11 protein-coding genes are annotated in these 13372 nt (G+C 69.5%); 8 read left to right on the forward strand and 3 right to left on the reverse strand.

The annotated features are described in order from the left end of the window. Positions 1–65: 65 nt before the first annotated feature. The 6 genes from egtA to G6N23_RS00590 all read left to right on the forward strand — a co-directional run bounded on the left by egtA (position 66) and on the right by G6N23_RS00590 (position 6803). Positions 66–1352, forward strand: coding sequence for an ergothioneine biosynthesis glutamate--cysteine ligase EgtA (gene egtA / locus G6N23_RS00565; protein ID WP_085259934.1), 1287 nt, complete (start codon positions 66–68; stop codon positions 1350–1352). Beyond that, entirely contained in the window at positions 1349–2629 is a 1281-nt protein-coding gene (gene egtB / locus G6N23_RS00570; RefSeq protein WP_085259933.1) for an ergothioneine biosynthesis protein EgtB, read from the forward strand. The genes egtA and egtB overlap by 4 nt, the downstream gene beginning before the upstream one ends. Then, positions 2629–3330, forward strand: a complete 702-nt coding sequence (gene egtC / locus G6N23_RS00575) for an ergothioneine biosynthesis protein EgtC (RefSeq protein WP_085259932.1) — start codon at positions 2629–2631, stop codon at positions 3328–3330. Before egtB ends, egtC begins: the two co-directional genes overlap by 1 nt. Then, complete coding sequence (gene egtD / locus G6N23_RS00580; protein WP_085259931.1) at positions 3327–4292, forward strand: L-histidine N(alpha)-methyltransferase; 966 nt, start codon at positions 3327–3329, stop codon at positions 4290–4292. The genes egtC and egtD overlap by 4 nt, the downstream gene beginning before the upstream one ends. Continuing rightward, a complete protein-coding gene (gene egtE / locus G6N23_RS00585) occupies positions 4289–5380 on the forward strand; it encodes an ergothioneine biosynthesis PLP-dependent enzyme EgtE (RefSeq protein WP_085259930.1) in 1092 nt (363 codons plus the stop codon). The genes egtD and egtE overlap by 4 nt, the downstream gene beginning before the upstream one ends. A 112-nt stretch (positions 5381–5492) precedes the next feature. After that, positions 5493–6803, forward strand: a complete 1311-nt coding sequence (locus tag G6N23_RS00590; protein WP_085260163.1) for a class I SAM-dependent methyltransferase — start codon at positions 5493–5495, stop codon at positions 6801–6803. 26 nt (positions 6804–6829) lie between these two features. On the opposite strand, the gene G6N23_RS21730 is transcribed toward G6N23_RS00590, so the two are convergent. Then, a complete protein-coding gene (locus tag G6N23_RS21730; RefSeq protein ID WP_235653477.1) occupies positions 6830–9043 on the reverse strand; it encodes a DUF7159 family protein in 2214 nt (737 codons plus the stop codon). 323 nt (positions 9044–9366) lie between these two features. Here G6N23_RS21730 and glpK point away from each other — a divergent pair, with 323 nt between their 5' ends. Together glpK and G6N23_RS00605 are read left to right on the forward strand one after the other, a co-directional pair. Beyond that, positions 9367–10884 carry a glycerol kinase GlpK gene (gene glpK, locus G6N23_RS00600; protein WP_085259928.1) on the forward strand — a complete coding sequence of 506 codons (1518 nt, stop codon included), beginning with the start codon at positions 9367–9369 and terminating at the stop codon, positions 10882–10884. Further along, positions 10885–11598 (forward strand): HNH endonuclease family protein, encoded by a 714-nt coding sequence (locus G6N23_RS00605; RefSeq protein WP_165758676.1) that lies wholly within the window; start codon positions 10885–10887, stop codon positions 11596–11598. Positions 11599–11616: 18 nt separating this feature from the next. Here the strand turns inward: G6N23_RS00605 and G6N23_RS00610 are convergent, their stop codons facing one another. Together G6N23_RS00610 and G6N23_RS00615 are read right to left on the reverse strand one after the other, a co-directional pair. Continuing rightward, on the reverse strand, positions 11617–12402 hold the full coding sequence (locus G6N23_RS00610) for a PadR family transcriptional regulator (protein ID WP_085259927.1): 786 nt from the start codon (positions 12400–12402) through the stop codon (positions 11617–11619). 97 nt (positions 12403–12499) lie between these two features. Next, the gene (locus G6N23_RS00615) at positions 12500–13330 is read right to left on the reverse strand and encodes an RDD family protein (RefSeq protein WP_085259926.1); all 831 of its coding nucleotides are present in this window, start codon (positions 13328–13330) and stop codon (positions 12500–12502) included. Positions 13331–13372 lie beyond the last annotated feature (42 nt).

Genomic DNA, 13372 nt, shown 5'->3' on the forward strand with positions numbered 1-13372 from the left:
CGGCGGGCATCTTGTCGGGCGACTCCGGTAGCGTCGGGGAGATCGACAGGCGGAGGGGCTGATATATGGCGCTGGCCGCGGCGACACAACTGTCCCGCGCCGATGAGCCCTGCCCCGGCGACGCCGAGCTCGCCGGTGCCGCCGACGCCGCCGACTACATCGCCGCTCGCTGCCTCACCGATGCGCCGCTGGGCCGGGTGGGCCTGGAGATCGAGGCGCACTGTTTTGATCCGGCCGATCCACGCCGCCGCCCCGGGTGGGCCGAGATCGGCGAGGTCCTGACGTCCCTACCGGTGCTGCCGGGCGGCAGCCGGGTCACCGTGGAACCCGGCGGCGCGGTGGAACTGTCCAGCCCGCCGGTGACGGGTGCGGTCGCCGCGATCGAGGCGATGGCCGCCGACCAAGTGGTGCTGCGGTCGGCGTTCGCCGAAGCCGGGCTGGGGCTGGTGCCCCTCGGCGCCGACCCGCTGCGACCGGCGGGTCGAGTCAACCCCGGCGCGCGCTACGCCGCGATGGAGCAGTTCTTCGCCGCCAGCCACACCGGCTCGGCCGGTGCGGCAATGATGACGTCGACGGCGTCGGTGCAGCTGAACCTCGATGCCGGACCACGGTCCGGCTGGGCCGAGCGGGTGTGGCTGGCACACGCACTGGGCCCGACGATGGTCGCGATCGCCGCCAACTCCCCGCTTTTGGGCGGGGAATTCTCCGGTTGGCGGTCCACCCGGCAACGGGTGTGGAGCCGGCTGGACTCGGCGCGCTGCGGCCCCGTCCTCGGCCTTGACGGCACCGATCCCGCCGCGGACTGGGCGCGCTACGCATTGAAGGCGCCGGTGATGCTGGTACACGCACCGGAGGCCAGCCCGGTCAGCCGCTACGTGCCGTTCGCCCACTGGGCCGACGGGCGGGTGCTACTGGGCGGCCGTCGCGCCGGCATCGGCGACCTCGACTACCACCTGACCACGTTGTTCCCGCCGGTGCGTCCACGCGGGTGGCTGGAGATCCGCTACCTCGACAGCCTCGGTGACGCGCTGTGGCCGGCGATCGTCTTCACCCTGGCGACCCTGCTCGACGACCCGGTCGCCGCCGGCGCCGCCGCCGAGGCCGTCGGGCCGGTCGCGACCGCGTGGGACGTCGCCGCCCGGATCGGCCTGGCCGACCCGCGGCTGCACGCGGCCGCGCGCCGGTGCGTGGAGTTGGTGGCCGATCAGGCGCCGGCGTCGCTGCGCGGCGGGATGGACCGGCTGGTCGGGATGGTCGAACGGGCCCGCTGCCCGGCCGACGACATCGCCGACGAGGTGGGCCGCACCGGTGTCCCCGCGATGGTGGGCCGGCTGGCGCGAAGGCAGTCGTGAGCACACCGGAGACGCTGGCTCGGGACCTGACCCGTGCACGCGAGCGCACACTGGCGCTCGTCGACTTCGACGACGCCGAACTGCACCGGCAGTACGACCCGTTGATGAGTCCGCTGGTGTGGGACCTGGCCCATATCGGTCAGCAGGAGGAACTGTGGCTGCTGCGCGGCGGGGATCCGGCCCGCCCCGCGATGCTGCCGGCGGACGTCGAGGGTCTCTATGACGCGTTCGTCCACCCCCGGGTCAGCCGTGTCGACCTGCCGCTGCTGAGCCCGGACCAGGCCCGGAAATATTGCGCCGCAGTGCGTTCCAAGGTCTTCGAGAAACTGGACGCCGTGCCCGATGATTCCCGGGACGGGTTCGTGTTCGGGCTGGTGCTCAGCCATGAACACCAGCACGACGAGACCATGCTGCAGGCACTGAACCTGCGCACCGGCGCGCCGCTGCTCGATGCGGGTCGCTCGCTGCCGGCCGGGCGGCCGGGGCTGGCCGGGACCTCGGTGCTGGTGCCGGCCGGGCAGTTCGTACTCGGCGTCGATGCGGCCGATGAGCCGTTCGCGCTCGACAACGAGCGGCCGGCGCACCGCGTCGAGGTGGGGGCATTCCGGATCGGCCGGGTGCCGGTGACCAACCGCGAATGGCGGGCGTTCATCGACGACGGCGGCTACCGCCAACCCCGGTGGTGGACCGAGCGCGGATGGCACCACCGAGTGCGGACCGGCCTGACCGCGCCGCAGTTCTGGAGCCCCGACCACGCCTCCCGGACCCGGTTCGGCCGTACCGAGGACCTTCCCGGCGACGAACCGGTGCAGCACGTCAGCTACTTCGAGGCGCAGGCCTACGCGAAGTGGGCCGGCGCCCGGCTGCCCACCGAGATCGAATGGGAGAAGGCCTGTGCGTGGGACCCGGACGCAGGCAGGCGGCGTCGCCACCCGTGGGGCGAGGGCAAAGCGACGGCCGAGCTGGCCAACCTCGGCGGCGCGGCACTGCGCCCGGCCCCGATCGGGGCCTATCCGAACGGTGCGTCGGCCTACGGCGCCGAACAGCTGCTCGGCGATGTCTGGGAGTGGACCAGTTCACCGCTGCAACCGTGGCCGGGCTTTGCGCCGATGATCTATCAACGCTATTCGGAACCGTTCTTCGGCGGCGACTACCGGGTGTTGCGCGGCGGGTCGTGGGCGGTGGCGCCGGAGATCCTGCGGCCGAGCTTTCGCAACTGGGATCACCCGTACCGGCGGCAGATCTTCGCCGGTGTCCGACTGGCCTGGGACGTCTGATGTGCCGGCACCTGGGCTGGCTGGGCCGCCCGCGGTCGCTGGCCGAGTTGATCCTGGAACCGCCGTACGGCCTGCTGGTGCAGTCCTATGCGCCACGCCGCCAACAGCACGGCCTGCTCAACGCCGACGGGTGGGGCGCGGGGTTCTACGACATCGCGGGCGGCGACGAGCCGCGGCGCTGGCGCAGTGCGGCGCCGCTGTGGGGCGACACCTCGTTCGCGTCGGTGGCGCCGGCGTTGTCGAGTCATTGCGTGGTGGCCGCGGTGCGCTCGGCCACCGTCGGCATGCCGATCGAGCCCAGCGCCACGGCCCCGTTCACCGACGGAACGTGGCTGCTGTCGCACAACGGGGTGGTGAACCGGGCGATATTGCCGACCTGTGCGGGAGCCGAATCAGTTTGCGACAGTGCGATACTGGCCGCATCGATCTTCGAACGCGGAGTCGAGTCGCTCGGTGAGGTGATTGCCGAGATCGGCGCGGCCGATCCGCAGGCGAGGCTGAATGTCTTGGCCGCCAACGGTTCCAGACTATTGGCCACCACGTGGGGAGACACCTTGTCGATGCTGCACGGCAGTGACGGGGTGGTGCTGGCCAGCGAACCCTACGACGACGACCCGCGCTGGGTCGACATACCGGACCGGCACCTGGTCGACGCCCACGACGGTGAGGTCAGCGTCACCACGTTGAAAGGAAGTCGATGACGGTCTCGCTGTCCAACCACCTGGCGGCCGACGCAGCCCACACCGCGCTGTGCGAGGACGTTCGGTACGGCCTGCGTCAGACTCCGAAAACACTGCCGCCCAAATGGTTCTACGACGAAACCGGCAGCGAACTGTTCGATCAGATCACCCGGTTGCCCGAGTACTACCCGACCCGCGCCGAGGCGGAGATCCTGCGCCACCACTCCGCGGAGGTGGCGTCGCTGTCCGGAGCGGACACTCTGGTCGAGTTGGGCAGCGGAACCTCGGTGAAGACCCGGATGCTGCTCGATGCGCTGCAGGCCACCGGTGCACTGCGCCGATTCGTCCCGTTCGACGTCGACGCCGGCGTGCTGGAGACGGCGGGAGAGGCCATCGCCCGGGACTACCCCGGAGTGCGGGTGGACGCCGTCTGCGGCGACTTCGAACATCATTTGGCGCAGATCCCCGACGACGGCAGGCGGCTGTTCGTATTTCTCGGCTCCACCATCGGCAACCTGACTCCCGTGCCGCGCGCGGACTTCCTGGCGGCCCTCGCCGAGGTGATGCACGACGGCGACGCCCTGCTGCTGGGCACCGATCTGGTCAAGGACACCGCACGGCTGGTGCGTGCCTACGACGACGCCGCGGGCGTCACCGCGGCGTTCAACCGCAACGTGCTCGCGGTGGTCAACCGGGAACTCGAGGCGGACTTCGACCTGGACTCCTTCGCCCATGTGGCCCGGTGGAACTCGGCGGATCAGCGCATCGAGATGTGGCTGCGATCCCGCCGCGAACAGCACGTCGTGATCGCAGCACTGGACCTGGCCGTCGACTTCGCGGCCGGGGAGGAGATGCTGACCGAGGTGTCGTGCAAATTCCGGCCGGACCAGGTCGCCGCCGAGTTGGCCGCCGCGGGGCTGCGGCGCCGGCGGTGGTGGACCGACCCGGCCGGTGATTTCGGTCTGTCGCTCGCCATCAAATGAGCCTTACCGACGTCTGGCGCGCGGCGCGCCCGCCGGTCGCCGGGCTGCACCTGGACAGCGCCGCCTGCTCACGGCAGAGCTACACCGCGATGGAGGCCGCCGCCCGGCACGCTTGTCACGAAGCCGAGGTCGGCGGTTATGTCGCCGCCGAGGCCGCCTCACCGGTGATCGACGCCGGCCGGGCCGCTTTCGCGGCAATGACCGGCATGGCCGCCGCCGACGTGGTGTTCACCACCGGCTCGCGGCATGCCCTGGATCTGCTGTTGTCCCGGTGGCCCGCCGCGGGCCGCACGTTGGCCTGCCTGCCCGGCGAGTACGGGCCGAACCTGGCGGTGATGGCGGCGCGCGGCTTCGTCCGGCGGATGCTGCCGGTCGACGCAACCGGCCGGTTGGTGCTCGATGAGGCGGCGGCCGCGCTCGCCGCCGACCCGCCGGACCTGGTGCACCTGACCCCGGTCGGCAGTCACCGAGGGCTGGTGCAGCCGCTGGCCGGCATGGCGCGGATATGCGCGGAAGCGGGGGTGCCACTGGTCGTCGACGCCGCCCAGGCGCTGGGCCAGATCGACTGCGCCGTCGGCGGCCCCGCTGTCCATGCCGTCTATTCATCCTCACGCAAGTGGCTGGCCGGCCCGCGCGGCGTAGGGGCGCTGGCGGTGCGTCCCGAACTCAGCGACCGGATGCAGCCCGGGCCGGAAGCCGGTGATGTGAACGTCGCCGCGCAGGTGGGGTTTTCAGCCGCTCTCGGCGAGTATCTGGCGGCCGGGCCGGCGGATGTGCGGGCCGGGTTGGCTGAGGTGGGTTCGCTGAGCCGGCGGGCGCTGGCCGGGCTGCCGGGCTGGCGGGTGGTGGAGCCGGTCGACGAGCCGAGCGCGATCACCACGCTGACACCGATCGACGGCGCCGACCCGGTGGCGGTGCGTTCCGGCCTGATCGTTGAGCACCGGATCGTGACCACCGCGGCCGGTGTCGAACGCGCACCACTGGAGCTGACCGCGCCGGTGCTGCGGATCTCCCCGCACGTCGATACCACCGCCGAGGATCTGGCGGTGTTCGCGCGTGCTCTGGCGGCCGTGACCGCCATCGATTGAACCCCAGCGCTTTCGCTGACGTTAATTGATTGATTGACCGTTGATGTGGGTAGGCACCGACGCACCGCCCGCCGACGGGGGCGGGTTGGACGAGCTTGGGACGGGGCAGACCATGACCACATTGAAAACGGAACGCGCTCGCGCTACCAAAGGCCGGCTGGGTCTGGCCGAGATCCTGCTGATTCTCGCCGGCGGAGGGCAACCACCGATCAAGATCACCGCCTACGACGGCAGCAGCGTCGGGCCCGACGACGCCGCGCTGGGCGTGCACCTGCGCACGCCGCGCGCCACCACCTACTTGGCCACCTCGCTCGGCCAACTCGGTATCGCCCGGTCGTATATCTCGGGTGACCTGGAACTGCGCGGGGTGCATCCGGGGAACCCCTACGAGGTGCTCAATGCGTTGGCGGACCTGGAATTCAAACAGCCGTCGCCGCAGACGCTGGTGAACATCGTTCGCTCGATCGGTTTCAAGCGACTCAGGCCGATCGCCCCGCCGCCGGAGGAGGCGCCGCCCAAGTGGCGGCGCACCGCGGTGGGTCTGCGGCACTCCAAGGCCCGCGACGCCGACGCCATCCACCATCACTACGACGTGTCCAACACCTTCTACGAATGGGTGTTGGGTCCATCGATGACCTACAGCTGTGCGATCTACCCGAACGCCGAGGCAACGCTGGAGGAGGCCCAGGAGAACAAATATCGGCTGATCTTCGAGAAACTGCGCCTGCAACCGGGCGACCGACTGCTCGATGTGGGCTGCGGCTGGGGCGGCATGGTGCGCTACGCCGCCCGCCGTGGGGTCGCCGGGATCGGTGTGACGTTATCGGCTGAGCAGGCCGACTGGGCGACGAAAGCGATCGCCGAGGAGGGGCTTTCCGAGCTGGCCGAGATACGGCACTGCGACTACCGCGACGTCCGGGAAGGCGAGTTCGACGCCATCTCATCGATCGGGGTGTCCGAGCACATCGGGGTGAAGCACTACCCGGAGTACTTCGGCACCCTCAAGTCGAAATTGCGCACCGGTGGCCTGTTGCTCAATCAATGCATCACGCTGGCGGACAACTCGATCTACCGGGGCGACGCCTTCACCGACCGCTACGTCTTTCCCGACGGGGAGATCACCGGTTCGGGGCGGGTGATCAGCGAGGTCCAGCAGACCGGTTTCGAGGTGCTGCATGAGGAGGACTTCCGGCATCACTACGCCAAGACGCTGCGCGCCTGGGGGCAGAACCTGGTCGACCACTGGGACGAGGCCGTCGCCGAAGTCGGCCTGGGCCGCGCCAAGGTATGGGGCCTGTATATGGCGGCGTCGGTACTCGGCTTCGAGCGCAACCTGTTTCAGCTGCACCACGTGCTGGCCGCCAAGCTCGGCGATCGTGGCGACGACGGCGGCCTGCCCCTGCGACCCTGGTGGCAGCCGTAACGGGTAGTCACTACGGCTTGGGTGCGCTAGTGGCCGAACAGTCCGCCGCCGCCTCCGCCGAACAGTCCGCCGCCGCCTCCACCGAACAGGCCACCGCCGGGCTTACCCCCGAAGATGCCGCCACCCGGATTGCCGCCGAAGATGCCGCCACCGGGCTTGCCGCCGAAGATGCCGCCGCCCGGATTGCCGCCGAAGATGCCACCGCCGGGCTTACCCCCGAAGATCCCACCGCCGGGGCCGCCGCCGAGGCTGGGCATCGTAGGTGCGCTGGGCGCCGGAAGCGACGGGAGCACCGGTGCCTTGGGAGCCGGAAGTGACGGTAGGGCAGGGGAATTGGGTGCAGGCAGGCTCGGCAGCCCCGGCGGGTTGAACGCCGGAATCGTCGGCGCCTGCGGGGCCGGCAGCGCCGGAATCGCCGGCGACTGCGGGAGGCCGGCCGGGGGAGCCATCTTCGGCGGCGAGATCGGCAGACCCGGCAGCTGGAACGGCGGGTTGGGGTTGACGGCCGGTGGATCGGGCAGCTGGATCGGTGGGTTGGGCTTGATCACCGGTGGGTCGGGCAGCTGGATCGGTGGGTTGGGTTTGATCGCCGGTGGGTCGGGCAGCTGGATCGGTGGGTTGGGTTTGATCACCGGTGGGTCGGGCAGCTGGATCGGTGGGTTGGGTTTGATCACCGGTGGGATCGGCTTGATCACCGGTGGCTGCGGTTTGATCACGGGTGGATTCGGTTTGACCACCGGCGGGGCCGGAATCTCCACCGGCGGGTTGGGCTTGATCACCGGTGGGATCGGCTTGATGACCGGCGGTTGCGGCTTGACCACGGGCGGGGTCGGAATCTCCACCGGCGGATCCGGCTTGACCACCGGCGGGATCGGAATCTCCAGCGGCGGTGCCGGCACCGCGCTGGGCGGTGTGGGCGCGGGAGCCAGCTTCGCGGGCAGGCCGAGCAGGAAGGACAGATCAGGAAGAGCCGTTGCGGCCGGCCGGATCGCAGGTGTCCAGTGGTGCACCGGCAACGGGGCCGGGGTGAAGATGAACGGGGCCGCCGCGGGCACCGCCGGAGACGGCAAATCCAGCGGAGGACCGAACACCGGGGGTGCGGACGCATCGGGCGCCGGGGGAATCGGAACCGACACGGGTGCCGCCGGCGGGACAGCCAGCGGAGGCAGCGGCAGCATGTCCGGCTGCCTCAACACCACGGGCGGCTCGACGTACGGCTGCAGAGCGGGTTCCTGCATCTTGGGCGGTTCGAGCGGAAAACTCAGCACCCGCCCGATCTCCGGCCGCAACGCGACCAGATTGGGCGTGATATCCAGCGCCATCGACACCATCAGCGCCGAGGCCGCAGCGAACATGGTGGAGGCCAGCACCGTGCCGGCGACCAGCAGCGGACGCCGTGGCGGCTGGCCCACCGGTTCGATGAGTTCGGTTGCGGTGTCGGCCTCTTCGTCGGGAACCGCGCTGTAGGCCCGATCGTCGGCGTCGAAGGCGGGGATGTCGTAGTAACCGGGCAAGATCGCGCCGGAGTCGGCTTCCTGCGTGTAGGCCAGCGCTGCGGTCGACGCCTCGACGGCCCGGGCCACCCCGGTGGCGGCCAGCGCAGCGCCACGGGCCAGTGCCGCCTGCGGTTCCGCGGGCTCACACACCTCGTAGCCGAACGTCGCCTCCAGTCGGGGCCTGATGGCACTCGAGTCGACCTCGGGGCTGACCAGAAGCAGGCCGTCGGGGCAGGTCTCCGGAGTGTTCAACCGGTCGGCGACGGTGTCGATCGCGGCGGTGGCATCCCCGTCGTGCAGGGGCTGGGAGAACAGTCGGGTGATGGAGCCGTCAGCGCAGTTGATCACGGCGAGGGTCGCGTCCGTGGACTCGATCGACAACAGGCCCATCCGGTCACAGCCGACCGTCTGGCCCAGGTTCCGGGCCAGGCTGGCGGCCGCCAGAACGGGGGAGATCATGGCGACGTCGGCCAGGCCGTTGGCGGCCAACCGCGAACTCACCGCGGCCGCATCCAGGGGGTCGGTCACCGTCAGCCCGGTTGAGACCAGGTGATACCCGGAGTGGCCGGCGGCCTCGCGGGCCTGCAGGATCGCGGCGATCACCGCGTCCACCGCGGCGAAGTCGGTGGCGGTATCGGTCGGCACGTCGAAGCTGTGCGCCTCCAGGATGACGCCGTCCCCGTTCTCACCGCCCACCAGCACCGTGTAGATGGTGGTGGTGGGCGCGGTTGATGCAAGTGCCACTCCGAGAACGACGTCCATTGCTTCTCCGATTGAGTTTTCAGCTGCACGTGCCCGGGGGAGGCGACGAGGGTCTTCGACGGTTCCGGCCACGTGACCGACACCGTTTGTTCACCATTACGACATCTACCGGTGACACATGGAAATATGCGATTACACGAATAAATACCGACTGATGGCTTCGTGAAGACTGTCTAATTTTGTGGACGCGCGTCGCTCACATTGCCATCGTCGCGAGCGCGTAGCGGCGCCCGATCGGGACCGGTTTGGGCCATGATGGACGCTGGACGGACCGGCAGGGCAGGCACTGTGGACAGGAGTCAGACTTGGGCGATTTCGTCGCGTCGATCGACCAGGGCACCACCAGCACCCGGTGCATCATCTTCGACCATGACGGCGCCGAAGTGGGCCGTCACCAGCTTGAACACGAGCAGATCCTGCCGCGGGCGGGCTGGGTGGAGCACGACCCGTTCGAACTGTGGAATCACACTGCGGCCGTGCTGGTATCGGCCCTGAACACCACCAAGCTCGAAGCCTCCGACCTGGCCGCGATGGGTATTGCCAACCAGCGCGAGACGACCGTGGTGTGGAATAAGAAAACCGGTCAGCCCTACCACAACGCGATCGTCTGGCAAGACACCCGGACCGACTACATCGCCGCCGCCCTGGAGCGCGACGGGCACGGCGAGGTGATCCGGCGCAAGGCGGGGCTGCCGCCGGCCACGTACTTCTCCGGCGGCAAGCTGCAGTGGATTCTGGACAACGTCGACGGCGTGCGTGCCGATGCCGAACGCGGGGACGCCCTGTTCGGCACCTGCGACACCTGGGTGCTGTGGAACCTGACCGGCGGCCCGCGTGGCGGGGTGCACCTGACCGACGTCACCAACGCCAGCCGCACCATGCTGATGAACCTGGAGACCCTGGACTGGGACGACGAACTGCTGGCGCTGTTCTCGATCCCGCGGGCGATGCTGCCGCGCATCACCGCGTCGTCGACGCGCCGGCGACACGCCGTCACCGTCAGCACCGGGCCGGTGCGCGGCGAGGTGCCGATCGCAGGCATCCTGGGCGACCAACAGAGCGCCATGGTCGGCCAGGTGTGTCTGTCGGCCGGTGAAGCCAAGAACACCTACGGCACGGGAAATTTCCTGCTACTCAACACCGGTGAGCAGATCGTCCGTTCCGACAATGGGCTGCTGACCACGGTCTGCTACCAGTTCGGCGACGCCAAACCCGTCTATGCCCTGGAGGGTTCGATCGCCGTCACCGGTTCGGCGGTGCAGTGGTTGCGCGACCAGCTCGGCATCATCAGCGGCGCCACACAGGTGGAGTCGCTGGCCCGTCAGGTCGCCGACAACGGCGGGATGTACTTCGTGCCCGCGTTCTCCGGTCTGTTCGCGCCGTACTGGCGGTCGGATGCGCGGGGCGCGATCGTCGGGCTGTCCCGATTCAACACCAATGCGCACCTGGCCCGGGCGACGCTGGAGGCGATCTGTTACCAGAGCCGAGACGTGGCCGAGGCGATGGAAGCCGATTCCGGTGTGCACCTGGGGGTTTTGAAGGTCGACGGCGGTATCACCGCCAACGATCTGTGCATGCAGATCCAGGCCGATGTGCTCGGCGTCGACGTGGTCAAGCCGGTCGTCGCCGAAACCACCGCGCTGGGTGCGGCGTACGCCGCCGGGCTGGGCGTCGGGTTCTGGAAGGGCCCCGACGATCTGCGGGCCAACTGGCAGGAGCACAAACGCTGGACCCCCAACTGGTCGCAGGATCAGCGTGCTGAGGGCTACTCCGGATGGCGAAAGGCCGTGCAGCGCACGCTGGACTGGGTCGAGTTGCCCTGAATGCGATCATTGCGGAGCGCCGGGGTGGTCGTGCTCCTCGTTGCCGCAGTCGTGGGCTGGGCGTGGTGGCGTAATGGATTCTCGCGATCCGAAGGTCCTTCGCCGGCGTGGATTCCGTCCACACCGAGCGCGGCGCCGCTCGACCCGGGTTACGACGCCGCCCGGCGAATGCTGGACGCGCTACCGGTCAAGGGCTGGGACCGGGGCCAGGACTTCAAGCGCTACCGGTTCGGTGAGCGCTGGAGCGACGACGTCAATGTCGAGTTCGGCCACAACGGTTGCAACACCCGCGACGACATCCTGCGCCGCGACCTGACCCGGATCGAACTGCGCCGCGGAACGTGTCTGGTGCAGCGCGGTGTCCTGCACGATCCGTATTCCGGGAACACCATCGAATTCGTCCGGGGCCCGCAGACATCGGAGTCCGTGCAGGTCGACCACCTGGTCTCGCTGGCCGACGCCTGGTACAAAGGTGCGCGGTCCTGGGACGACGGGCGCCGCCGCGACTTCGCCAACGACCCGCGCAACCTGTTGGCGGTCAGCGCCCAAGCCAACTTCGACAAGGCATTCCGCGACGCCGCCGGCTGGCTGCCGGCGAACGCCGCGTTCGCATGCGAGTTCGTGGCCCGTCAGGTCACGGTCAAAACCGAGTACCGACTATGGGTTTCATCGAACGAGAAGACCGCGATGCATCGGGTCCTTCGCCGCTGCTGAAGCCTCGTACAGTTGAGCTCAGTCGGTCTCACCGAGGATGCCGTAGACCTCCTTGCGGGCGGCGTTGACGATGTCGACGATGCGCTGCTGCTGGTCGGGGGTGGCGGCCTGACCGGCCTGGGCGACCGCACCGAACAGCTGGCCGATCGCGGTGCGCAGGCTGACCTGCCCCGGGTCGACTCCGTCGGCGATCTCCTCCCACGGCGGGGTCTCGATCTCCTCGGCGACCGCGCGGCCGTCCTCGGTCAACTCGAAAAGGCGCTTCTTGCCGTCGGTTTCGCTACCACTGATCAGTCCCTCGTCGACCAGCATCTGCAGGGTCGGGTAGACCGATCCCGGGCTGGGGCGCCAGAGTTGCTGGCTGCGTTCGGCGATCTGCTGGATGATCTCGTAGCCGTGCATCGGACGCTCGGTCAGCAGTGCCAGGATGGCGATCCGCACGTCACCGCGCCGGCTGCGGTTGCCGCGCCGGTGCCCACGGTGCCCGCCGGGACCGAAGCCGAACCCCGGACCGCCCGGGCCGAACCCCGGGCCGAATACCGGACCGAAGCCGTGCCGGAAGTCGGGGCCGAACCCCGGACCGAAGCCCGGGCCGCCGGGCTCGTGGCCGGGGCTGAAGCCGAAGGGCCCGCAGTGCTCGGCGGCCTGGTCGCGCAGTTGCCTGCGGAACTCACGGCGAGCCTGCCGGCGCGCGGCGTGCGCGGCCCGGCGCTGATGCGGCGTCGCGGGTCCGAAGCCGAAACTACCGGCTTCTTCGGTGTTTTCGGTGAAGGGCCCGCCGGGCGGACCGAAGGGGATGTTCATTGGTCACCTCGTGCTCTTGGAGGGAACGCTCATCGCTCCCGATACGATGACGATATATCGGGATCTATCGGAATGCAACGATTAGTTGTGCCGAGGCTCAGCCCGGCGGGATGAACCCGCCCGTTCCCGGCGGTGGCCATGAGCCGGGGGCCGGCTGGAAATAGGGGACCGGCGAGCCGGCCTGCAGTCGCGCCAGCTCGCGTTGATGGCGCTCGGCGAGCACCGCAGCGAGCACGAGTTCCGGCGGGGCATCCGGGGGCGGCGGTGGGGAGATGTGCGCCAGCACTTCGCCGGAGATCCGATACGCCATCATCTGTCGGGTGTGCGGGTCGAGCTGGTTCGCCCGGCCGAGGAATTGCCTTGCCAGCTCGGCGGATTCAGGCCGCAGCCCGGACAGCTGCAGCGCCGACGCCCACCAGGCCAGCCCGGGAGGCATCAGCGGGGGCGGCGCCGAAGCCGGTCCACGCTCGCTGATCACCACCGTGCCGGCGAAGATGTCGCCCAGGCGTTTCCCGCGAGCCGACAGCAGACTGGAGATCACCGCCGGGCTGCCGGTCAGCGCCCAGATCTCCACCACCCCGGCCAGCGCCCGAAACAGCGCCTGCCGGAATCGTTCCGGGCTCCCGTCATCGGAGACCACCCGCAGTCCCATCGCCATCTTGCCCAGCGACCGGCCCCGGGTGATGGTCTCGATGGTGACCGGATAGCCGACCAGCAGCAGCACCGCGAAGATGATCGCGATCGCGGCGGTCAGGGCGTCGTCGAACCGGCCCAGGGTCATCGCCCACAACACGATCGAACATAGGTAGGCCACCAGGACGACGGTGATGTCGATCAGCGCGCTGACCGCCCGCACCGGAAGCTGCGCGATCGCGATGTCGAGTACGACGGCGTCGCCGGTCACCAGCTGGTGGCTGCGGTTCGGCATAACGCAGACGCTACCCGCCGATCCGGTCCCGTCGAGGACTGC

It is taken from the genome of Mycolicibacter terrae (genome assembly GCF_010727125.1).
GTDB lineage: Bacteria > Actinomycetota > Actinomycetes > Mycobacteriales > Mycobacteriaceae > Mycobacterium > Mycobacterium terrae.